General features: G+C 47.9%; 24 protein-coding genes. 1 reads left to right on the forward strand and 23 read right to left on the reverse strand.

Features of this window, described 5'->3' with window-relative positions:
- The 14 genes from KNP00_RS12590 to metG form a co-directional block, all read right to left on the reverse strand.
- Positions 1-1,548: a polysaccharide biosynthesis protein gene (locus KNP00_RS12590; RefSeq protein ID WP_215145774.1), complete on the reverse strand. Its 1,548-nt coding sequence runs from the start codon at positions 1,546-1,548 to the stop codon at positions 1-3.
- Positions 1,532-5,059 (reverse strand): transcription-repair coupling factor, encoded by a 3,528-nt coding sequence (gene mfd, locus KNP00_RS12595; protein WP_215145776.1) that lies wholly within the window; start codon positions 5,057-5,059, stop codon positions 1,532-1,534. The genes KNP00_RS12590 and mfd overlap by 17 nt, the downstream gene beginning before the upstream one ends.
- 45 nt (positions 5,060-5,104) lie before the next feature.
- Positions 5,105-5,662 carry an aminoacyl-tRNA hydrolase gene (gene pth / locus KNP00_RS12600; protein WP_215145778.1) on the reverse strand — a complete coding sequence of 186 codons (558 nt, stop codon included), beginning with the start codon at positions 5,660-5,662 and terminating at the stop codon, positions 5,105-5,107.
- A 54-nt stretch (positions 5,663-5,716) separates the two neighbouring features.
- A complete protein-coding gene (locus KNP00_RS12605) occupies positions 5,717-6,673 on the reverse strand; it encodes a ribose-phosphate diphosphokinase (protein ID WP_215145779.1) in 957 nt (318 codons plus the stop codon).
- A 45-nt stretch (positions 6,674-6,718) separates the two neighbouring features.
- Entirely contained in the window at positions 6,719-8,074 is a 1,356-nt protein-coding gene (gene glmU, locus KNP00_RS12610) for a bifunctional UDP-N-acetylglucosamine diphosphorylase/glucosamine-1-phosphate N-acetyltransferase GlmU (protein ID WP_215145786.1), read from the reverse strand.
- A gap of 184 nt (positions 8,075-8,258) precedes the next feature.
- Positions 8,259-8,558: a septation regulator SpoVG gene (gene spoVG, locus KNP00_RS12615; RefSeq protein WP_215145793.1), complete on the reverse strand. Its 300-nt coding sequence runs from the start codon at positions 8,556-8,558 to the stop codon at positions 8,259-8,261.
- A gap of 140 nt (positions 8,559-8,698) precedes the next feature.
- The gene (gene purR, locus KNP00_RS12620; protein ID WP_215145801.1) at positions 8,699-9,523 is read right to left on the reverse strand and encodes a pur operon repressor; all 825 of its coding nucleotides are present in this window, start codon (positions 9,521-9,523) and stop codon (positions 8,699-8,701) included.
- Positions 9,524-9,596: 73 nt separating this feature from the next.
- The gene (gene ispE / locus KNP00_RS12625; protein WP_215145803.1) at positions 9,597-10,460 is read right to left on the reverse strand and encodes a 4-(cytidine 5'-diphospho)-2-C-methyl-D-erythritol kinase; all 864 of its coding nucleotides are present in this window, start codon (positions 10,458-10,460) and stop codon (positions 9,597-9,599) included.
- 100 nt (positions 10,461-10,560) lie between these two features.
- Positions 10,561-10,797 carry a Veg family protein gene (locus KNP00_RS12630; RefSeq protein ID WP_012727736.1) on the reverse strand — a complete coding sequence of 79 codons (237 nt, stop codon included), beginning with the start codon at positions 10,795-10,797 and terminating at the stop codon, positions 10,561-10,563.
- Positions 10,798-10,879: 82 nt separating this feature from the next.
- Positions 10,880-11,758 (reverse strand): 16S rRNA (adenine(1518)-N(6)/adenine(1519)-N(6))-dimethyltransferase RsmA, encoded by an 879-nt coding sequence (gene rsmA / locus KNP00_RS12635; protein ID WP_215145805.1) that lies wholly within the window; start codon positions 11,756-11,758, stop codon positions 10,880-10,882.
- Entirely contained in the window at positions 11,755-12,315 is a 561-nt protein-coding gene (gene rnmV, locus KNP00_RS12640) for a ribonuclease M5 (protein ID WP_215145807.1), read from the reverse strand. The genes rsmA and rnmV overlap by 4 nt, the downstream gene beginning before the upstream one ends.
- Positions 12,308-13,588, reverse strand: a complete 1,281-nt coding sequence (locus KNP00_RS12645) for a ubiquitin-like domain-containing protein (RefSeq protein WP_338082285.1) — start codon at positions 13,586-13,588, stop codon at positions 12,308-12,310. The genes rnmV and KNP00_RS12645 overlap by 8 nt, the downstream gene beginning before the upstream one ends.
- Before the next feature lie 8 nt (positions 13,589-13,596).
- Positions 13,597-14,364 carry a TatD family hydrolase gene (locus KNP00_RS12650; protein ID WP_215145817.1) on the reverse strand — a complete coding sequence of 256 codons (768 nt, stop codon included), beginning with the start codon at positions 14,362-14,364 and terminating at the stop codon, positions 13,597-13,599.
- Between the two features lie 51 nt (positions 14,365-14,415).
- On the reverse strand, positions 14,416-16,374 hold the full coding sequence (gene metG / locus KNP00_RS12655; RefSeq protein ID WP_215145820.1) for a methionine--tRNA ligase: 1,959 nt from the start codon (positions 16,372-16,374) through the stop codon (positions 14,416-14,418).
- A gap of 329 nt (positions 16,375-16,703) precedes the next feature.
- Between metG and KNP00_RS12660 the strand changes: the two genes are divergently transcribed.
- Positions 16,704-16,997: an AbrB/MazE/SpoVT family DNA-binding domain-containing protein gene (locus tag KNP00_RS12660; RefSeq protein WP_012727742.1), complete on the forward strand. Its 294-nt coding sequence runs from the start codon at positions 16,704-16,706 to the stop codon at positions 16,995-16,997.
- A 16-nt stretch (positions 16,998-17,013) separates the two neighbouring features.
- Here KNP00_RS12660 and rsmI read toward each other — a convergent pair whose 3' ends face one another.
- Genes rsmI through KNP00_RS12705 form a run of 9 tightly spaced genes read right to left on the reverse strand, consistent with a single transcriptional unit; the run spans position 17,014 to position 23,510 of the window.
- Positions 17,014-17,883: a 16S rRNA (cytidine(1402)-2'-O)-methyltransferase gene (gene rsmI, locus KNP00_RS12665; protein WP_215145822.1), complete on the reverse strand. Its 870-nt coding sequence runs from the start codon at positions 17,881-17,883 to the stop codon at positions 17,014-17,016.
- On the reverse strand, positions 17,855-18,133 hold the full coding sequence (locus KNP00_RS12670; RefSeq protein ID WP_215145824.1) for a GIY-YIG nuclease family protein: 279 nt from the start codon (positions 18,131-18,133) through the stop codon (positions 17,855-17,857). Before KNP00_RS12670 ends, rsmI begins: the two co-directional genes overlap by 29 nt.
- Positions 18,126-18,863 (reverse strand): tRNA1(Val) (adenine(37)-N6)-methyltransferase, encoded by a 738-nt coding sequence (locus tag KNP00_RS12675; protein WP_215145826.1) that lies wholly within the window; start codon positions 18,861-18,863, stop codon positions 18,126-18,128. Before KNP00_RS12675 ends, KNP00_RS12670 begins: the two co-directional genes overlap by 8 nt.
- Positions 18,864-18,923: 60 nt before the next feature.
- Positions 18,924-19,259: a DNA replication initiation control protein YabA gene (gene yabA, locus KNP00_RS12680; protein ID WP_215145828.1), complete on the reverse strand. Its 336-nt coding sequence runs from the start codon at positions 19,257-19,259 to the stop codon at positions 18,924-18,926.
- A 23-nt stretch (positions 19,260-19,282) separates the two neighbouring features.
- A complete protein-coding gene (locus KNP00_RS12685) occupies positions 19,283-20,113 on the reverse strand; it encodes a PSP1 domain-containing protein (RefSeq protein ID WP_215145830.1) in 831 nt (276 codons plus the stop codon).
- Positions 20,114-20,119: 6 nt separating this feature from the next.
- Complete coding sequence (locus KNP00_RS12690; protein WP_215145832.1) at positions 20,120-21,112, reverse strand: DNA polymerase III subunit delta'; 993 nt, start codon at positions 21,110-21,112, stop codon at positions 20,120-20,122.
- Positions 21,113-21,126: 14 nt separating this feature from the next.
- Entirely contained in the window at positions 21,127-21,456 is a 330-nt protein-coding gene (locus KNP00_RS12695) for a cyclic-di-AMP receptor (protein ID WP_031421800.1), read from the reverse strand.
- On the reverse strand, positions 21,456-22,091 hold the full coding sequence (gene tmk, locus KNP00_RS12700) for a dTMP kinase (protein WP_215145834.1): 636 nt from the start codon (positions 22,089-22,091) through the stop codon (positions 21,456-21,458). The genes KNP00_RS12695 and tmk overlap by 1 nt, the downstream gene beginning before the upstream one ends.
- Before the next feature lie 3 nt (positions 22,092-22,094).
- Complete coding sequence (locus tag KNP00_RS12705) at positions 22,095-23,510, reverse strand: aminotransferase class I/II-fold pyridoxal phosphate-dependent enzyme (RefSeq protein WP_215145836.1); 1,416 nt, start codon at positions 23,508-23,510, stop codon at positions 22,095-22,097.
- Positions 23,511-23,628: the final 118 nt, after the last annotated feature.

Below are 23,628 nucleotides of genomic sequence, written 5' to 3' on the forward strand. Positions count from 1 at the left end.
TTAGTTCTCCTTTTTCTCGAGCACATCGAGCAGACGACTTCCGAATGGAATCAATTCCCATTCTTCAAGTGACAGCATTCGCGTGCTCCATAATCTCCATATATAGAGGGCGGCACCGCTACACACCATTCCAATCAACCAAATGAAGGCGGTGGTTCGCGAGTCGACAAACATCTGGCCTAACCAGTTTAACACGGTGACGAGAATCAACATGGGAGTGAGAGCCTTCCATAGCGATTGATAGTGCTTTGACCGAAATGACCCGAGTGGAATCGAGCGGTCGAGCGCCCGAAAGTTGTAGAACGCCATCATTAAAAAACCGACTGACGTTCCGATTGCCGCGCCTTCAATCCCGTAATGCGGGACGAGCCAGGCGTTTACCACACCCTTCACTAAAATTGCAGCAATCATACTACGCGCAGCGACCCACTCCCGGTCAATCGCCTGCAGGCAAGTCATGCTCACAATCGCCAGTGACGCAGCAAACGTACTCGTCGCTAACACTACGAGTGCACGCGTCCCTGATCCGTCTTCAAACAACGCCACGTTCAAGAAAAACATGACCCCCATCAACCCAATCGTCGCAGCACCGGCAATCGCCGTCGTCACACGAATCATCGAACGGAGGCCCTGTGTCGTCCTTTGTAGATGTCCCGCCCGATAATGACGGACGAGTGTAGGCACGTTGGCCATGCCGATGGTCGTGGTGAACAGGATGGCGAATTGCACGAGCGGGTATCCTCGATCAAATATCCCTTTGTTCACCTTCGCGTCATACGTTCCACCCATCAAATTGACGATGGTGAAGGAATCGACGAGTTGCATCCATAAAATTCCGAGCGAAGCGAATCCGACTGCAAACCCCGTCGTTAATAAGAGTCGCATTCCGCTTTGAAATGTGACACGTCGTACCTTGACAATTCGCAGACCGCGCGCACGATAAACTAAAAAGGCAATCGCGACGACTCCACCGATTAGTGTGGCGCTATACGCATATTGGCTGAGCGTGTAGGCGTCTTTTCCAAGACGGACCCCAATCCATAACAGCGACAGCATGACTGTGACCCGAACAAAGTTTTCTAGCACTTGTGACCATGCGCTCGGTCGTAAATCATCTCTCGATTGAAAAGCGCCGCGCAACACGGCTGATGCTGGCATGAGCAAATAACTTAAGCTGATGACCCGAAGCGCCGGCGCTAACTGTTCATCTCCTAGCCAGCGAGCTAGAGTCGGTGCGAACGTCCATACCGTGGCCACGAGGAGGACCGCTAGTAGAAATAAAACGTAAAATCCACCCCATAACACTTCGAGCTTTCGGTTCGACCCTTTCGTGCCGACACCCATTTTTGCAATGACGACCGGCATCGCATATATTCCGAGCGAAGCGACAATCGCTGCAAACGGATAGACCGTTTGATACGCATAAAGACCGAAGTCGCCTGCCAAGTTTTGATAGGGGACGCGATACGCAAAACTAATTAGTTTCGATACGTAGCCGGCAAGGGCGAACAAGACGACGCCTTGCGCAAACTTACTTGGCGACCGCATCGCCCACCAACCGCTTCATCAGTTCCTCTAGTACTGTATCGGCGTCATTCAACAGCTCTGTTACCGGCATCCGTCCGCTGAGCGATAGTTTCAAGGCTCCATCTTCTTGACCCACACCCAGTTTGCGACCGAGTGGCATCGTCCATTCCATGAAGGATGGTACATCGAGCGCCGTCGTCGATTCTTTAGACAAGACCATCTCGATACGTCCTGGCGTCTGTTTGATTCGACTCACCTTTGCCAGCTCCCCATAAATACGTAGACGTGTCAATTGAATGAGCAGCGCGACCGGTTCCGGAAATTCACCAAACCGTTCAATCAGTTCGTCTTGAAGGGCGAACAACGCGCTCGGCGTATCTACATATTTGAAGCGCTTGTACATCTCAATCTTCAATTCGCTATCTGACAAGTAGTTATCAGGAATATACGCATCGGCCTGGAACGTGATCTCCGGCTTGAAGACGACTTGTTTCGCTTGTCCACGCATACGGTCTTTCCGTTCCTCAATGGCTTCAGAGAGCATTTGTGAGTACAGGTCAAAACCGACAGAATCGATGAATCCAGACTGTTGTGCACCAAGTAAGTTTCCGGCTCCACGAATCGACAAGTCACGCATCGCAATCTTAAATCCACTGCCGAGCTCCGTGAACTCTTTGATGGCCTGAAGGCGACTTTCTGCCACTTCTGTCAAACGCTTATCCTTCCGATACGTAAAGTACGCATAGGCGATTCGATTCGAACGCCCGACTCGACCACGAAGTTGATAGAGCTGGGATAGCCCCATCTTATCAGCATCATGGACAATCAGTGTATTGACGTTCGGGATGTCAATTCCTGTTTCAATGATAGTAGTGGAAACTAAAATATCTGCCTCCCCTTCTAAGAAACTGATTAACTGGCTCTCAAGCTCACTTTCGGTCATACGACCATGTGCCGTGGCAATCCTTGCTTCCGGCAATAAGGCCCGAATTTCTTCTGCTTTCCGTTCGATCCCTTCGACGCGGTTATAAAGGAAGAACGCCTGCCCCCCGCGGGCGAGTTCACGCTCTAACGCTTCTCGCAAGACGATGCCGTCATATTCCATGACGTACGTTTGGACCGGATAGCGGTTTTCAGGCGGTGTTTCAAGTACAGACAGGTCACGGATTCCAATCATCGACATATGGAGTGTCCGTGGGATTGGCGTCGCCGTCAACGTGAGCACGTCGATATTCGTCTTCAATTGTTTCAGACGTTCTTTATGTTTGACGCCGAACCGTTGTTCTTCATCGATAATGACGAGTCCGAGGTTAGCGAACGTCACGTCTTTTGATAACACCCGATGCGTCCCGACGACGATGTCGATGGTCCCTTCTTTCAGTCCCTTCTTCGTCGCCGTCATCTCACTTTTCGAGCGGAAGCGGCTCATGACCGACACGTTGATCGGAAATTCGCTGAACCGCTCGAGCATCGTTTCATAATGCTGTTGCGCGAGGACGGTCGTCGGGACAAGAAATGCCACCTGTTTGCCGGCGAGCACAGCTTTGAACGCCGCCCGAATCGCCACTTCCGTCTTCCCATATCCGACATCGCCGCACAAGAGGCGATCCATCGGACGGGAGCGTTCCATATCCGTTTTGATTTCAGCGATCGAACGGACTTGATCCTCTGTCTCGGCGTACGGGAAGGAAGATTCGAACTGATCCATCTCCTCATCGTCAGGTGGGAATGCAAAACCGACCGATGCTTCCCGTGCCGCATACAGCTTAATCAGCTCATCGGCGATGTCTTCGACCGATTTGGCGACTTTCGACTTCACTTTCTTCCATTCGGTGCCCCCGAGTTTATAAATCTTCGGTTCTTTGCCTTCAGCGCCGACATATTTTTGAACGAGATCGATTTGGTCGACCGGCACATAAAGGGCATCGTCCCCGGCATAGACGAGGTGAAGGTAATCCTGATGAATCCCGCCGACCTCAATCGTTTTAATGCCGAGATACTTTCCGATTCCGTGATGTACATGGACGACATGGTCGTTCGGCTTCAGTTCCTGATAACTCTTGATTCGCTCCGCGTTCGTCAAATTTTTCGTTTGTCGCTTCCGTTTCGTCACGCGCTTGAATAGCTCTTCCTCCGATATGACGACAAGACGGCTCGTCGACAGTTCGAATCCACCTTCGATTTGACCAATGATGACGGATACGCGTCTCGGTTCTAACTCTCCATCGACATTGGTGAAGGTCGAGGCGATTCCATAATCGGAAAGAAGCGCTTCAATCTTATCTGCGCGCGACTTATCACCTGCAAGTACGACAATTCGTTGATCGCCCTGTTGCCAGCGCTCGACTTCCTGTTTCAACAAATGCATCTGTCCATGGAACGCCGGTAGCGGACGACAGCTCAAATGAACCGTATCGGTCTCTGGTATTCCTGAACGACGAGATGGGAGTAAGGAGAATGCCACTTGTTTCAAGTCACGGAACACGTTATGCATGGGGACGGCGAGCGTGTAATTGCTGACAGCCTCTCCTTTTTCGATGAGTGAGGAGAACCACTCGGCTTCTTCACGGTCCTGTACGTCCGCGGCGTCATCGATTCGTGCCACTTCGTCTAGAATGAGGACGGCGTCTTGTCCGACATAATCAAGGAACGTGGACGTATAGAGTAATGGTGAATACTTCCCAATCTTCGCAGGCAAGTCCCCGCGCTCGAAGCGCTCGATATCTGTCACGACCCCCTCCTCGAGAGCTTGGCGAATCACTTCATTTTCAATCAATTCCACGGTCCGATTATATTGCTTCCGAAGGGTGCTACCGGCCTGTTTCAACTGGTCTTCTGTTGCGATGAACTCAGTCGCCGGCGTAATGCAAACTTCTGCTACAACACCTAGCGAGCGTTGCGTCTCTGCATCGAACGTGAAAATCGAGTCAATCTCCGTGTCGAATAAGTCAATCCGATATGGACGCGCTTCCGTCAGTGGGTAAACGTCTAGTATGCTGCCTCGTACGGAAAACTCACCCGGGGTCGTCACAGTCGCCGTCCGTTCATATCCCATGTCCGTCAATTGTTTCGAAAAACCTGCTAGATCGAGGTCACTTCCAGGCTTCAACATGACGCGACTGTTCTGCCACGCCTCTGGAGTTGGGATGTAACGCCGTAGTCCACCGAGCGGCACGACAACAACGCCTCCTGTTTGGTCGAGGAGACGCGTACGGGCATCGATTCGGGCAGCCAACAATTCTGGACTAGACGTGAGTGACAACTCACCTGCTAGCGTTTCATCGATTGGATATAGCACAGTTTTGTCCGGGCCGATCAGTGATTCAAGTTGATCGAACATCTTCTGTGCTTGATACATATTATGTGTCACGACCACGAGACGTCTCGATGATGATTTCACGAGCCCCGCCAAGACGAGCGCTTTCGCACTCGTCGTCAGACCCGTTACCAATTGACGGTCTACTTTTTGAAGCCGCTCTCGAATCACATTCGTTTCAGGGAGCGACACCATAAATCTTTCTAAAGCATTCATCTGTTTTCCTCCAACTCATACGACAAAAAAGGGTGCAATGACCCTTTAGTTGTATCGATTCATCAGTGCCAACCAATCTGTGTCTACAAAATCAGCGGCTGCGGTTACGGTATGATCGAGTGTTTCACTCAATTCCGGAAGCTCGTCTTTCCGATAGTTCATCAACACCCAGTCGACGACTTTAATCGGGTGTGGCGGACGACCGATTCCAAACTTCAATCGTTTGAATTCGGCTGTCCCTAGATGTTGAATGAGTGATTTGATTCCGTTATGGCCACCCGCGCTTCCTTTCGGACGAAACCGAATCTTCCCAGGCACCATATCCAAATCGTCATAAATCACGAGTAAGTCATCAATCTCAATCTTATAATAATCTAAAATCGGACGAACGGCTTCACCCGATAAATTCATATATGTGAGTGGTTTAACGAGTACGACACGTTCACCATTGATTCTTCCCGTTCCGATAAGGGCATTAAACTTCGCTTCATTCAGCGAGATGCCATACTTTTCAGCGAGACGGTCAATCGCCAAAAAACCGACATTATGTCGGGTCATTTCATACTTTTTTCCGGGATTCCCCAGACCGACGATACATTTCATATCATTTCCTCCTGAACAAAAAAACCCAGAGGCGAATGCCTCCGGGCCTCGTTTTTAATCGAATAGGGTACTGACCGATTTATGCTCGTGTACGCGCATAATCGCCTCCCCAAGCAAATGGGCAACCGACATTTGCTTGATTTTGCTCGAGCAAGCACGCCCTGTCAAATCGATGGTATTTAAGACGACCAACTCTTTGATTGACGAGTTGTCGATGCGCTCCATCGCTGGACCAGAAAGAACCGGGTGCGTACAAGATGCATATACTTCTTTCGCTCCTGCCTCGACGATGGCGTCTGCTGCAAGTGTGATTGTGCCGGCTGTATCGATGATGTCATCGATTAAAATAGCCGTCTTTCCTTCGACACTACCGACGATATTCATCACTTCGGCGACATTCGCTTCCGGGCGACGTTTATCGATAATGGCGATCGGAGCTTTCAAACGTTCTGCCAATTTACGTGCACGTGTCACGCCCCCGTGGTCAGGAGAAACAACCACGATATCCTTTGCTTTAAACTCTTCTGTCTCAAAATAAGTCGAGATAAGCGGTACGCCGAGTAATTGGTCAACCGGAATATTGAAGAATCCTTGAATTTGCGCTGCATGCAAATCCATTGTAATGAGACGCGTCGCCCCCGCTACTGTAAGCAGATCAGCAACAAGTTTCGCCGTGATCGGCTCACGCGAGCGTGCTTTACGGTCTTGGCGTGCATACCCGTAGTACGGCATGACAACGTTAATTGTGCGGACAGAGGCACGTTTGAGTGCATCGATCATGACAAGTAGTTCCATGAGCGTCTCGTTTACAGGTGAGCTTGTCGATTGGATGATGTACACATCATCTCCACGAACACTTTCCTCGATATTGATATACAGCTCACCGTCGCTGAATCGCTTGACTTGGCAATCACTGAGTGGAATGCCGGTTTCTTTCGCAATTTCTTCAGCTAGCGGGCGGTTCGAGTTTAAGCTAAATAGACGAATTTCTCGTTCGTATACAGTAGACATGTTTAGGATTCTCCTCCATCGTTTTCCATAATGATTGGCAGCAAGTTATCGTTTTGTGTAACCCTCTTTATTCGTTTGGCGTTCACGTGCGATTGCAAGCGCCTCTTCCGGTACATCCTGTGTAATCGTCGAACCGGCTGCGACGAGCGCGCCTTTTCCGACTTTTACCGGGGCAATCAAGTTGACGTTACAGCCGACGAACGCATCGTCTTCCACGACTGTCTCGAACTTGTTCTTGCCATCATAGTTCACTGTGATTGACCCACAGCCTAAGTTGACGCGCTCACCGATTGACGCATCCCCAATATAGCTCAAGTGCGAAGCTTTCGCCCCATCACCGAACGTTGATTTTTTTATCTCGACAAAATTGCCGACGCGCGTGTTCGCGCCGAGCACAGCTTGCTGACGTAAGTGAGCGAATGGCCCGACTTGCGCTGCTTCACCAATTCGGCTGTCTGTCACGACGGATTGTCGAACAACAGCGTTGTCTTCAATTATACTGTTACGAATTTCGGAGTTTGGACCGATGACACATTCTGAGCCGATGACCGTCTCCCCAAGAATGACCGTGCCCGGATAGATGACCGTATCTGATCCAATGACGACGTCTGGCGAGATGTATGTCGATGCCGGGTCCATAAATGTGACGCCTTCACGCATGAGACGCTCATTCGTCCGTTTACGCATGATCGTTTCTGCTTGCGACAAGGCGACGCGGTCATTGACCCCAATCGTCTCATCAAACGTCGGTGCTGTATGTGCTGCGACCACTTCGCCGGCTTCTTTTGCAATTGAAATGACGTCAGGCAAGTAATACTCACCCTGCGCATTGTCGTTCCCGACCCGCTTGAGTGCATCGAACAACAATTCGTTATCGAATACGTATGTCCCCGTATTGATTTCGTTGATGGCGAGCTCCGTATCGGAAGCATCTTTATGCTCCACGACTTTCGTCACGTTACCGTCTTCACCACGAATGACCCGACCGTATCCTGTCGCATCGTCTGCAATTGCAGTCAATACGGTGACTTTTGCCTGCTGTGCTTCGTGATGAGCAAGAAGGGCTTCTAACGTTTCAGCCGTCAGTAACGGCGTGTCTCCACAAACGACAAGTGTTGCCCCTGATTTACCTGCAAGCTCGGCTTCCGCCATTTGAACAGCATGCCCAGTTCCAAGTTGCTGTTCCTGGACCGCATATTCCACCCGAGTGCCTAGCGTGTCTTGTACCGCTTCCGCCCCATGGCCAACGATTACGATTTGACGACTGACACCGATTTGGTCTAACTGATCGACAACATGCTCGACCATTGGTTTTCCTAGAACCGGATGAAGCACTTTGTATAGCTTCGACTTCATTCGAGTCCCTTTTCCTGCTGCCAAAATGACTGCAAAACGCTCCATGCTTGATTCGCTCCTATCTCACAACAGCTGTGATTGATCTTTATAGTTCGGCTTTTCTGCAACTAAATCCTATTTACACCGTTTCTACTATATCGAAACCATGCCTTCGTTTCAATAGTTGTACCATTCCTTAACCATTGAAACGCAAAAAAACAGCGGTTAGGTGACCTACCGCTGCTTTCTATCATTCGTTTGTACCTTGAGACACGTGTTGTGGGTCCAACACATCCACATCGATGTTGGAATATGTTTCCAAAACAGCCGCTTCCACTTTTTGTCGCATCTCCCCGTTAATCGGATGCGCAATATCCCGAAAAATGCCTTCTGGTGTCCGTTTGCTCGGCATGGCGACAAATAGACCGCTACTCCCTTCGATGATTCGAAGGTCGTGTACAACGAATTCGTGATCAAGTGTAATGGAGGCCAACGCTTTCATTCTGCCTTCTGTCGCGACTTTGCGAATTTTTACGTCTGTGATCTGCATGTTTCGCATCCCCTTTTTCATCGTTGTCTACGCCATGGTGTGGTCTTCTGTAAGGTTCAGTTGGTCTTAAGCAATCGTCATCGTTCCATGTTGATAAGTGTATACCCTCTAATCATAAAACGAAATCAAAATTTTGCCAATCACTTTAAGAATTGTTCCACATTCCCCCGTGAAATGGTGACAAGACCTTCATCTGGGTCGACGTTCGTCAATTTCATCAAGCTGACGTATTCGCTTACCATTTTCTTTTCAGCCCCTTCGGCTTCCATCAGAACACCGACACCCGCAAGGTTTGCCTCAAATTCATTCAAGAGGCTCATCATTCCCCGAATCGTTCCTCCTGCTTTCATGAAGTCATCGATTAAAAGTACGTTCGCACCTCGGGGTAGACTCCGACGAGCGAGAGCCATCGTACGAATCGCCTTCGATGAACCAGACACATAGTTGATACTCACTGTTGAGCCTTCTGTGACACGGCTATCTGAACGGACGATGACAAACGGGACGCCTAATTGTTCCGCGACAGCATACGCGAGCGGGATCCCCTTTGTCGCAATCGTCATGACCACATCGACTTTTCGGTCGGCAAAGACGGACGCAAAGACCTGTCCCATCGGTTTTACTTGACTCGGGTTCCCTAGCACGTCTGTCAAGTAGAGGTATCCCCCTGGCAGGAGACGCTCAGGTTTTGATAGTTGCTCACAAAGCGTATCAATCATCTCAAGCGACTTTTCTTTGCTCCATCGCGGAATAAACATCACACCGCCCGCTGCACCAGGAACGGTCACCAGCTTTCCAATCCCGTCATGGGACAACATTTCACTGACAATCACAAGGTCTTCACTAATCGACGACTTTGCGGCTTTATAGCGACTTGAAAACATCGACAACGAGACAAGCTGATGCGGATGATCAAGTAAATAACGGGTCATATCAACGAGACGACCACTTCTACGAATTTTCATACGGATTCTCCTTCGCAACTTCATTAATTAACGAATGTTCTATAAGAAATATATCACTTTCATTCGTTTTTGTTCAATGTCTTTTGCCGAGAATCCGAACGACGAACACTTCCGGGCAAAATCCTTTTAAACCGTTATAGACTCGGTGCGCTTTTTGCTCGTGTTCAATCAACGCAAAGACAGTCGGTCCGCTCCCACTCATTAGGACACCTTCTGCCCCGCAATGACGCATCGTTTCTTTGATTTGTTTCACTTCTGGATGAAGCTTGAGTGTCACACTCTCAAGCGAGTTACCAAGGTTTTCACAAATCCCGTGAAAATCTTTTTGACGAATCGCCTCCACCATGGCGTCTGTGTCTGGATGATGTACGTCTTCCATCCGCACAGCTCGATATACATCCGCGGTCGACACCCCAATTTTCGGTTTACCGAGTACGACGTAGCACGGAGGTGGGGCCGGAATCATCTCCAATCTCTCCCCCCGTCCTCGGGCGATGGCAGTTCCTCCGATGACACAAAACGAAACGTCCGATCCGATTTCTGCACCGAGTTCCGCGAGTTCCTCTAACGATAAATTTAATGAGAATAGTTCATTCATACCTCGAAGCGTTGCCGCGGCATCACTCGACCCACCTGCGAGTCCGGCTGCCACTGGAATCTGTTTGTCGAGTACAATTTCGACGCCTTGATGAATATTAAAACGTTCACGCAACAACTCTGCCGCCCGATAAGCTAAATTTCGATGGTCATTCGGCACGTAAGCGTGCTCCGATTGAATCCGGATCTCATCTGATTCCAAAATTGTTAACTCTAAGCGGTCTGCCAAGTCAACTGTTGTCATTACCATTTCAACTTCATGATAGCCGTCCGGACGCTTTCCGAGGACATCTAGCGTCAAATTAATTTTTGCCGGCGCTTTCACACTGATCGTGCGCATCACGTTCACCCTTCCCATTTGTCTCCTGTTCGACATTGTACCGTAAACAGACGCACAAAAAAAGAAGCAGCTGCCAATGCATCCGCCCCTCATTTATAAATCAATTGCCGAATTCAATTTTAACTGTATCCGTTAGGACATCAGCGTAGCTATACGAGACACGTTCCACATTGTGCAGGTCTTCATCCAATTTCACAACGAACACCGCAGGATATGTCTCAACGAGCGTTCCAAACCGAGTAACGACTTTCTTACGACCGCCGTTTGCTTTCAACGTCAATCGTTCACCAACATGCGATTCGAGTTTCTGTCTGATTTCTTGTAACGTCTTTGGCATACGCTTCACCTCACTGTTACAAGTATAGCACAATTGAATATGAAAATAAAGTTTAATATTATAACGACTCGTTTTCAGGTCGTCAACTCTTTTTAAGTGGTAAAATTGTGTCAGACAGCCGTGCGAATTCCTCTAGGCTCAACGTTTCTCCCCGACGTTTCGGGTCGATCCCTGCCTCATGAAGCGAACGTTCAAGTTCGACCTTATGTTCTTTTCCAATATAGTTTGTTAAATTGTTCAAGATGGTTTTACGCCGTTGTGCGAAACTTGCGCGCGCCACATCAAAGAAGAATGACTCGTCTTTCACTTGTACAGCCGGCTCTTTACGCATTCGGAGCGTTATAACAGCCGAATCGACGTTCGGCGCGGGGATGAACACGTTTTTCGGTACGACAAAGCTCACCTCTGCCTCAGCATAATACTGAATCGCAATCGATAACGAGCCGTATGCTTTCGTACCTGGTTTCGCCCCAATCCGCTCTGCCACTTCTTTTTGAATCATCATGACGAGCGAACGGAATTTCACACCACTTTCGAGCAGTCGCATGATGATCGGCGTCGTGACGTAGTAGGGCAAGTTAGCGACGACCGAGATATCCTCGATGCCCTCTTTTAAAAATTCTTGTTCCACGATTCCACGCAAATCTAACTCTAATGCGTCCCCATGAATCACTTTCACGTGCGCATAAGGTGACATCGTATCTTCTAAAATCGGCAAGAGACGCTGGTCAATCTCGAGAGCTACGACTTTCTTGGCGCGCTTTGCCGATTGTTCAGTCAACGACCCGATTCCCGGACCAATTTCAAGCACACCGCTCGATTCACTCAACTCTGCTGCTCCGACGATCTTGCTTAAAATATTTAAATCGATTAAAAAGTTTTGGCCGAGCGATTTTTTGAATGAAAAACCATGTCGTTCTAAAATCGCTTTCGTTCGATGGATTGTTGCAATGTCTTTCAACCCTGTTCCTCCTCTAATTGAGCAAGTGCCTGCTCCCACTCTTCAATCGTGACACCTAACGCCTCAACCCGTTTCACAAATTGTTTGGCGTTCGGCTCACCGATTCGCAGCAATACACCGAGGCGCTTTCGACGTGCCGCAGCAGCTGCACCGCCGATCAAGTCTGCCTCTAGCACCATTTTTCGGGTAACGATTGGTTGACCCGTTTCGACGCGCGGTTCAAATATCGTGCGCAGGACGCGACGAAGCGACTCCGGAGTCGCATGTTCTACACCAATTTTTCCATGTTTCCCTTTTGCCTCAGCCCGAGGAAGATGCGCATGCTTGCATCCTTTGACCCGTTCCTCGACAATCGCTCGGATACGATCGCCCGGATAATCCGGATCGGTCAAAATGATTACCCCGCGCTTCTCCTGGGCACGACGGATTCGTTCAATCGTCTGAGCAGATACGGCAGAGCCGTTCGTTTCAATCGTATCGACATCGAATACTTCCTGAAGTCGCGCCGTGTCGTCACGCCCTTCTACGACGATAATTTCCTGTATTTTCTCACGCATTGTCTGATCCTTCTTTCTCTTCTTCCTGCTTCGGAATCACCCAGATGGTGAGCGGCTTGCGACCAAACGTCACAGCCTCGTTCTTTTCATCCATCATGATGTCGATTTTTTGACCCTTGATTGCACTTCCTGTATCTAGGGCAATCGCCATGCCGATTCCTTCTACGTACACACGGGTTCCGAGTGGGATGATGGAAGGGTCGACCGCAATAATCCGCATTCCTTCATACAGGATCGTGTCTGTCACATCGTACCCGCTTCTTGTCAGCACTCGTCCATTATACGTCACCGTGTCTTCTGCGTTGTTTGTATAAGCGGTTGCTTCCACAAGTAATTGTTTTGCCGATGAAAAATCGAGCACGTCATCCGTTTTTGGTGGTTCAGCGATTTCAACTTCAGCTTCTGGGATGAATGGACTTGATTCATCCGCAACCGTCGCCTCTGGCTCATTTATCGGTTCCGTGACTTTCTTCGTTCCCACTTTGATGATGTGTGCAACCGTCTTGCGTAACGTCTCGACATCCGTTTTCGTACGATTTGTAATTGTACCATTTTCTACGGTAAGTTCATACCTTGTCCGTTCAAGTCCGGGCACCCCGACTTGCGCCGTTTGCTTCACACCTTCTTCAAGCGTGCCGTCTTCTTCCTCAACCACATCAAACGGAATCAACTGACTCTCATATTGAACGACGTCTCGATTTGTATTGACTGTAACCGTCAATCCTTCACGAATCGGAGTCGACGGGGCCGGGATGACTGTATCACGCTCCGTCACATCGACGTTCTCTTCCATCAAAAGTTGTTCTACGTCCGTGGCCATCGTATAAATCGTCAACGCTTCTTGCCCGACGATGAGGTTCACTGCTACGACCGGTTGATAGCGAATCGTCATCCCGTTCGTCACCGGTGTACGAACTGACGGGTACACGGTGTCGCCATCTCGTACGGTCACCCCGTATCTTAATAACACGTCCTCTACGGTTCGCTCTCGAGTTTGCACCGTCTCGGTTTGACCATATCCAATTTGGAGTGACACCTCATGCGAGCGTTCGATTCGAATCAGGCGGTCTTCAGGTACGTCCTCACTCAGTGCCGGCGTGATATAATCCGTCTCATCCAACGTAATATTTAATTCTTCAAGCACCTCGAGAACAGAGTCAGCCCGTGTCTCATGCTCGATCACCACCCCGTTATCGACGACCTTGATCAATTCAGGCTGCCACATGACGTACGCCACAGATGCGGTCGCGATAATGCCTATACTCGCTAACACCCGCTTGATCATGAGAGTCGGAACAATTTCTTGGCGTTCGCTGTCGTCGCTTCTGCCAGCTCATCATACGGTATGCCTCGAAGGGAGGCAATCTCTTCTGCAACGTATTTGACATAAGCCGGTTCGTTTCGTTTTCCACGGAATGGCGTCGGCGTCAAATACGGACAATCTGTTTCAACAAGAAGACGATCAAGTGGAACTTCGATTGCAACGGCCTTTGGTACTTTTGCATTTTTGTATGTGACCGGACCTCCAAGAGAAATATAAAAGTTCAAGTCTAAGCAACGAGGCAACAGCTCTACGGACATGCTGTAGCTATGGAACACACCACCGATTTCCTCGGCATGCTCTTCTTCTAAAATATTTAGCACATCTGCCGTTGCTTCCCGGTTATGGATGACAATCGGCATATTCGTCCGCTTCGCAATGGCGATCTGTTGACGGAATAGACGCTGTTGCACGTCTTTTGGCGACTTGTCCCAATGATAGTCGAGACCGATTTCACCGAGTGCCATCACCTTCGGATGACTCATGAGTGCTTCGATTCGCGCCAAGTCCGCGTCCGTACAATCAATCGCATCAACGGGATGCCATCCGACAATGGCGTAGATGTCTTCGTGCGTTTCTGCCAGTTCAATCGCTCGATCGATGGTAGGTGTATCGAATCCGACGACGAGTAGCGGAGAGACACCCGCCTCCCGCGCCCGCTCGATCGTCTCTTCCACGTCCTCATTGAACTGTTCTGCATTGATATGTGTATGTGTATCAATCAACATCTCGTTTCCTCCTTAGAAAAAGAGAGGGAGACCGCGGTCTCCCCCATTCCATTATTTGACGATGGCACCGTTTGGCATCTGGTCTGAGACTGTCGCGAGCTCTAGTTTTCCATCACGATCCGCTGCTAAAATCATCCCTTGCGAGAGTTCTCCGCGAAGCTTGACCGGTTTCAAGTTTGCAACAACGATGACTTTTTTGCCAACCAACTCTTCAGGGGCATACCATTCAGCGATGCCAGACACGATTTGACGCGTCTCTTTCCCGAGGTCGACTTGAAGTTTCAACAGTTTCTTCGCCTTTTTTATCTTATCGGCTTCCACGATTTGACCGACACGGAATTCGACTTGGTCGAAGACATCAATCGTGATTTCCGGACGAACGTCCTCGTCTTCTTCTACTGACGCTGTCTCCGTTTCCTCGATTCGTGCTTTAGACGCCTGACGCATCATTTCTTGGATCGCATCCACTTCTTCTTTCACATCACGACGCGGGAAGATCGGTGTCCCGTCCGTCACGACCGCATTGTTAAAGTCTGCGAATGTATCGAGTGCCTCCCAAGACATATCCTCTCCCTCAAGCCCGAGCTGACGGAACATTTCTTTTGGAGCACGCGTCATGAACGGCTGAATCATGATGGCCACATGACGAAGGACACCTGCAAGGTGCGTCATGACAGAAGCCAATTCTTCACGCTTCGACTCGTCTTTCACGAGAACCCATGGTTGTGTCTCGTCGATATATTTGTTCGCACGGCTGACGAGTTGCCAAATATTTGTGAGGGCGACCGAAAACTCCATGTGTTCCATCGCGTCTTCCGTTTTACGTGTCGTTTCCTTCACCATATCGAGCAGTCCTGCATCAAACGCCGTGACGTTTCCGTTATATGCCGGGATATTTCCATCGAAGTACTTTTTAATCATCGCAACGGTGCGATTCAATAAGTTTCCGAGGTCATTTGCCAAGTCAAAGTTCAGACGGTCAACGAACGCTTCCGGTGTGAACGTGCCATCCGCTCCGAACGGTACTTCACGGAGAAGGTAATAACGAACAGAATCGAGTCCGTAACGGTCAATTAACGGAATCGGGTCGACGACGTTCCCTTTTGATTTCGACATCTTCCCGTCTTTCATGAGTAACCAACCGTGTGCGAACACTTGCTTCGGTAACGGAAGGTCAAGCGCCATTAAGAGGGCTGGCCAAATAATCGTATGGAAACGGACGATTTCTTTTCCAACCAAATGTACGTCTGCCGGCCAATAGCGGTTGAAGAGCTCATCGTTGTCTGTTCCGTATCCGAGTGATGAAATATAGTTTGTGAGCGCATCGACCCATACGTACACGACATGTTTCGGATTCGATGGGACTTGTACGCCCCAATCAAACGTCGTACGCGATACAGCCAAATCTTGAAGACCCGGCTTCAAGAAGTTATTGATCATCTCCGTCTTCCGAGATTCAGGCAAGATAAATTCAGGATGTGATTCAAAGTACTCAATCAAGCGATCCGCGTATTTGCTGAGACGGAAGAAGTAACATTCCTCACGCACGAGCTCGACTGGATGTCCGCTGTCAGGGCTTTTCCCGTCGATGAGTTGTGATTCGGTGTAGTATGTCTCATCCGGTACGGAATACCATCCTTCATACTCACCGAGATAGATGTCCCCATTCTCTAGTAACGTCTCAAAAATATGCTCGACCACTTTTTTATGGCGGTCTTCTGTCGTACGGATATAGTCATCGTATGAGATTTCAAGACGGTCCCATAAGACTTTGATTTCTTCAACGACGCCATCAACGAAAGCTTGCGGCGTCACACCCGCTTCTTTCGCTTTTTCTTGAATTTTTTGACCATGCTCATCCGTTCCAGTTAAATAACGGACATCAAATCCTTTTAAACGTTTGTAACGAGCAACTGCATCACCCGCTACTGTAGTATACGCGTGACCGATGTGCAGCTTTGCACTCGGATAATAAATTGGGGTTGTAATATAAAAAGTTGGCTTCGCCATGATTTACTCTCCATCCTTTCGACATTTGCAATTCTCATTATACACGGTTCGACAAAAGAATTTCCAAACCTAATTGTTTGGAATTTTTTTGCGTTTTTTTCGTCATGTATGTTCCAAAAATACCCTTTCATTGTTTCAAGTTCAAACTATCGGGGAAATTTAGGTATATATCGTTCTGAATTCGAGCATTTTAAAAACTTACTTTTCCATATAGTAAGTAGTTGACTACAATTGGAAAGTTTAGTATGCTTTTTGCTGTAGTCACATTGTCGAATTTTGACGATTTATGTCACCACGAGATTTCGACACCATTGGAGGAGGAAACACAAATGAAATCTACAGGTATTGTACGTAAGGTTGATGAACTAGGCCGCGTCGTAATTCCAATCGAATTGCGCCGTACCCTCGGAATCGCAGAGAAAGATGCTCTCGAGATTTATGTCGACAACGACCAAATCGTTCTGAAAAAATATAAGCCAAACATGACTTGCCAAGTTACGGGCGAAGTATCAGACGATAACTTCAAATTGGCAGACGGCAAACTCATCTTGTCACCAGAAGGTGCACAACGTGTTCTCGTTGAATTGAAGAACATGCTTGAAAACTACTACAGCGAAGAGTAAGCAAGGATTTCCTTGCTTACTCTTTTTCATGCAACTGATGGTACGCATCGTACACATCGTTCCGGGACTCTCCACGATCTTTCGCCGTCTGCTTGATTGCCGCATTCGGCTTCATCCCTTCTTCGATATAGTGAGTCACATGCTCATACACAGAGCGTCCTTCCCACCACACGGTCGTAGGGGCTGTTTCTTTCGCTCCACTCACGAGGACGACAAACTCGCCGCGCACCTCGCCTTCGCACCACTGTAAGGCGTCATCCACCGTACCTCTCAAAAATTCTTCGAACGTTTTTGTCAGTTCCCGACCTAATACGATTTGTCGATTCCCGAACACTTGTCGAATCGCCGTTAACATGTCTTTCAATCGATGAGGAGCCTCATAGAAAATGACGGTTCCTGGCTCGTATTGAATGGTCTCAAGGACATCGAGGCGATCTTTCTTTTTGCGAGGTAAAAAGCCGTAGTACAGAAATCGCTCTGTCGCAAGTCCCGATGCCACGAGTGCCGTGAGTGCTGCATTTGCCCCCGGTAAGACGACAACCGGGATGTTTACTTCAATCGCTAATCGAACGAGGTCGCTCCCCGGGTCTGAAATCCCTGGCATCCCAGCGTCTGACACTACCGCAATCGACTTCCCGGCAAGAAGGTCTTCAATGAGTCTTGGTCCACTCATCTCTTTATTGTGTTCATGATAGCTGACTAATTTTGTCGCAATCTCAAAGTGACGGCAAAGCTTCATCGTTTGACGTGTGTCTTCCGCTGCAATCAAATCTACTTCCCGAAGTGTCCGTACCGCTCGATACGTCATATCTTCTAAGTTGCCGATTGGTGTCGGTACGACATATAATGTCGGTTGTTCAGTTCGGTAGCTCTTCTGTGAATTCATTGGTCGTCCCCTCCATCAACTTCTCTTTTTGTGCACGTGTCAATTGCTTGATTGACCATTCGTATTGCATGGCTTCCCGTTTCGTATCGAATGATTGCACGTATCGAAGTCGTACCGGAAGTCGTGCTTTCGTGTATTTCGCACCTTTTCCAGCATTGTGTGCAAGAATCCGTCTTTCTACGTTCGTTGTGTAACCCGTATAATATGTGCCATCACAGCATTCCAAAATATACGTATAATGTTTAGGCATCGAGAATAGCTCGCATCGCTTCTGTGTACGTATCATCTTCTTCGTAGACAACAAATGGTGGTAAAATTTTAAGACCTGCTTTTCCATCTTTCGATCCCTCGATTAATAAGGTATTCGCCTCGCGCCCAACTTTCGGGTAAACGAGTTGCATTCGTTTCGGTTCGATGCGATACGCTCGCATCAAGGTCAGGATATCGAGTAAACGTTCTGGCCGATGCACGAACGCCACTTTCCCTCCCGGCTTGACGAGTTGGCCTGCTGCCTTCATACAATCCTCGAGCGTACACAGCACTTCATGACGCGCAATCGTATGATGCTCGTTTTGATTTCGGAGTGACGTGTCGTTCGCCAAAAAATAAGGTGGGTTACACGTGACCACGTCATACTGCGCATGTCCGAGCTGCGCCGCTGCCGTTTTGACATCACCCTCTACAATCTGTATCCGCTCCTCAAGACGATTGACCGCCATGCTTCGATTCGCCATATCAACGAGCTTTGACTGAATCTCCACTCCCATAATGGTTCCTTTTGTCCGATATGACAAAAAGAGCGGGATTGCCCCGGTCCCGGCACATAAATCGACCAACTTCCCTTTTTGAATCGGGACCCATACGAATTCTGCGAGCAATACCGCATCTAATGAAAAGGAGAACACATCATCGCTTTGAATGATTTTTCCCGGGCGTCCGAGCAAATCATCAAGGCGTTCTCCATCCTTAAACGTTACCATCGTTACCTCCTTCTATAAAAGAAAGGCGATGGATAGGGAAGCCCTATCTATCGCCCCGTATTAATGTTTATTGAGCATCGACAAGCAAAAGAGACAGTCCCCATCTTTTCGTACCTGTCCATAATGGAGATTACAAATATGGAACCCTTCTTGATACAGCGCAGCCAAATTGTTCTGCCCTTTTCCAGACAATGCGATTTGTGAATCACCATTTGCCGTATCCACTTCTGCCAATTGTTCGACTTTTTCACGCAAGTGATGATTCTCTAAATACATATGCTGATTCTCTTCAAGCAAATAAGCGAGTTGTTCCTTCAATACGCCTAAGTGTTCGGTTAAGAGCTGCATCTGTTGCTCGATGGCATCTACTCGCATCATCACTTCTTTTTTGTCCATTCTTTCCACTGCTCAGCACCCCATCACTGTTTTGACGGTTTTCGTTTAATCGCACCCACCTCGACGAGTTCATCAATCGTATATGTGACGACACGCGTCCGATCGCGGAGCTCCACTTGAATGAGTTGGTCCAAAATGTTAAGACCGATTACACGACCATCACCTTCTGGAATTTTGATTCGCTTGCCGACATCTGGTAAATCGCGCTTCAATTCTTCATATGTGTCGTTTTCATATTTCAAACAGCACATCAAACGACCACACACGCCAGAAATCTTGTTCGGATTCAATGAAAGATTTTGGTCCTTGGCCATTTTGATGGATACTGGTTCAAACTCCCCAAGAAATGATGAACAACAAAGAACTCGACCACATGGTCCAATCCCGCTAAGTAATTTCGCTTCGTCACGAACACCGATTTGTCGGAGTTCGATTCGTGTACGGAATACACTAGCCAAGTCTTTTACCAATTCCCGAAAGTCAACGCGACCCTCGGCAGTAAAGTAGAAAATCACTTTATTGCGATCAAATGTATACTCAACATCAACTAGCTTCATATCTAATTGATGTTCTCGAATTTTTTCTTCACAGACGGCGTGAGCATCAACGGCTGCCAGTCGATTATCGTGTACGATATTCGCATCCTTTTGGTCCGCGACACGAAGGATTGTCTTCAACGGCAAGACGACCTCGTCTTCGCCGAGCTGCTTATCGACTTGGACAATTTGGCCGTATTCAATGCCACGTACCGTTTCAACGATGACATGGTCCCCACGTTTAAGTGTTGCATCGCCTGGTGAAAAGTAATAGATTTTTCCCGCTTCTTTAAAGCGGACTCCAACTACTTCTAGCACGCGCTTCTATCCTTTCTGCAAATCGAACGAAAGTCGTTCGAACGTTAATTGAGGATTGACGTTCGCCTCGAGTCGTCGAATGGCCGCATGCACGCTTTCAATCGCATGTGTAAGTTTAGAGACAGATCGATTTTGGATGAATGCGTTGTACAAAGTAGCCTCATTCTTAAATAGCTTCGGAGTATATGCATCTCGCACTTTTAAATGAAGTGCCTCCTCTAACCAATGTTCGAATAATTCAAGGCCAACCCGTAACTCATTCCGTCCTTTGAAATGTCCTAACCATCTTTCTTGTGCGAACAAAAGCAACTCTTGAGGTCGTTTCGTCAATACTTCAATTAATTGTACCACTAGCCCGTACGCCTGTACAAACCACTCCTGCTCGAGCGCCATTTTCGCATCGTCCCATTTCGAATAAACGGTTAAGGCAAGGTATGCCAAATCATACGTGCAAGACAGTTCATCTGACATCTTTTGTGCCAACTGTTCACGATTAATTGGACGAAAAGCAAGATGTTGCGCACGTGAACGAATCGTCGGGAGGAGAAGCTGTGGTTGTGTCGTCACTAAAATAGCGAGCTTGCCAACACCTGGCTCTTCAAAAAATTTTAAGAGACTGTTCGCTGCTTGAGTCGTCATTTTGTGCGCTTGATGGATGACATAAACTTGACGGTCCCCCTCGGCACCTCGTAACGATAAATCACTGAGCAATTGCTGAATCTGTTCTTTTTTTATACTGGCGCCATCTGGCTCTACTTCGATATAGTCGACAATATTTTTTGAGTCCATGCGTCGACAGTTTCGACATACGCCGCAAGGTTCTGCTCCTTTGGGACTTTCACAAAACAACGCTTTTGCAAACAACGTAGCCGTATCAATTAAATATGGCTCATAGTCCCCCGAGAAGATATACGCATGGCCTACTTTGTTCGTAACGATTGAGTTTTGGATGATTCGAGCAACCACTGTTTGGGACTCGTTTAATTCCTGAAAACGCATCTGCCCCACTCCCATTAAAACTGATGGAATCCTTCAATCGGCAAGACGAACACCGTCGCCCCACCGACTTGTACCTCGACCGGATAAGGGATGTACGAATCTGCATGTCCCCCCATCGGTGAGATTGGGGTGATCATTTGGTCACGACTCGAGCAATTCGATTGAATCACGTCCATTAAATCATCGAGACGCTCCTGTGGAATCCCCATCATAAATGTTGTGTTTCCTTCTTTTAAAAATCCGCCTGTCGTGGCCAATTTCGTTGCACGAAAATCCTGTTCGACGAGGGCATCGGACAAACGTGCGCTATCCTTATCGTGTACGATGGCAATTACCATTTTCATCATCTCTGTACGCCTCCTTGTAATCGTTCAATTGTATGGTCAAGTACCTCATCTTGAATGCATTCGATTGATTGATCGGCATCAATGCGAACGATACGTTCTGGATACTGATCGAGTAACATTTTAAATCCTTCATACACTCGCTCATGAAATGCCTGATCACGACTCTCGATTCGGTCGAGTTGTCCCCGGTCTTTCATACGTGCACTCGCCCGCTCCGGACTCAAATCAAACAAGAAAGTCAAATCGGGCGTGAGACCGTTCGTCGCCCATTCATTGAGTGACTGAATCTGATCGAGTTCATACTGTAATCCGTAACCTTGATAGGCAATCGATGCATCGATAAATCGATCACACAAGACGATTGCCCCTCGCTCTAACGCTGGACGAATGACTTGTTCTACATTTTGCGCTCGCGAAGCAGCATAGAGCATCATTTCCACTCGTGGTGTCATCTCATGATGATCCGGGGACAATAACACTTCACGAATTTGATTCCCGACCGTCGTTCCTCCGGGTTCACGGGTCACGACGATGTCATATCCTTTTTGCTTTAAGTTTTCTACTAATAATTGAAGTTGTGTAGATTTTCCTGATCCATCGGGTCCTTCTACCGTAATAAACATTCCGCTCACTTTTTAAAACTCCTCTACAATAACATCAATTTGCTCTATCATAACATGCTTACTAGCCTGAAGTTTTCTTCCTAAAGAAATCCACTCCCGGAGCACGCGAATTTTTTCTTTTGTAATGCGCTCTCCTTTCAAAATCCATGGAATACCTGGTGGATAAGGAATCACCGTCTCCGCTGAAATCGATCCGATGGACTGCTCGAAAAGAACACGCTGTACGCGCATGTCGGTGACAGTGCACAGTTCAGATATGGGTTCTGTTTGTGGAAATGGGAAAATCGTTTCATCGTCTTCAATGATCGGCACATGCGTAGATGCCTTTTTAATCAGTTTAATCCAATGCTCAATTTCCTGTTTCTTTATTTCCCTTAATGGCAGGCAGAGTAACACATGATCGACTGCTGCTAACTCGATGTCTATACCGATTGAGGCGAGATGTTGACTAAAGATTAAGCCATTCTTCGGATAAGTCAGAATCGTTACTTTCGTAAAGTCATCCCCGACCTTCACAACAAAGCCGGCACGCTTCAAATCAAGAACGAAATGTGCATGACTTTTTTGAATAGCGGACCACACTTCATCCGTTAAGCTTTCTAGATAAGAACGAGCATAATCTAGTGAAGCCATAATCAGGTAAGAAGGGCTCGAGGTCTGAAAAGATGACAACGCATGATTTAAACGAGTTTCATTGATGTCCTCTTTATAGTGAATCCATGCTCCCATCGTTAAGGCAGGTAACGTTTTGTGAGCGGATTGTACAACTGCACTCGCTCCTTCAAAAATTGCGGAACGACGCGGTAACTGAGGGTGAATCAAATGAGCACCATGAGCTTCATCAACGAGTAACGGAATCTCTAGAGGAGAAAGATATTCTGAAATCGTACGGATGTCTGCCATGTCCCCATAATACGTAGGGGACGTCAACATAACCGCTTTTCCTCCAGGATATGATTGAATGGCCTGCTCAATCGTTTTTTGTGTGACGACCGTTGGAATGCCCGTTCCACGTTCGATGGTGGGTGTTAATAGAATCGGTTTTAATCCTAACCATTCAATCGCATTCCAAACAGATTTATGTGAATTCCGTTGAACATAAACGCGTTCACCACGTTTCACCGTTGCTGCAAGCATACTCCAATTTCCAACGGTCGACCCGTTGACAAGCCACTTACTATTACTCGCATATAAGGCACTTAGTGATTGTTCAGCTTGCTCGATGATTCCAGAGGCATCGTGCAAGTCATCTAAATGTGCCAACTCCGTCAAATCGTAAGGCATGACCTTTGCGAATGCACTAGGTAACGTCTCATCGATTACAGTACCATTATGATGACCGGGCACATGAAAAGAGACGCGATGTTCACGTACATGTTGTTCTAGAACCTCTAAAAATGTAAAAGGATTTTTTCGAGAAGGAGCCATCTGTTATTCCTCCTAAATGAGTAACGATTAAAAAAGACGACCAAGCGTATGCTTGATCGTCTTCTGCGTTGTTGCCTGGCAACGTCCTATCCTCACAGGGGGAGATCCCCCAACTACT

Origin of the sequence: Exiguobacterium qingdaonense (assembly GCF_018617855.1) — a bacterium.
GTDB classification, from domain to species: domain Bacteria; phylum Bacillota; class Bacilli; order Exiguobacteriales; family Exiguobacteriaceae; genus Exiguobacterium; species Exiguobacterium qingdaonense.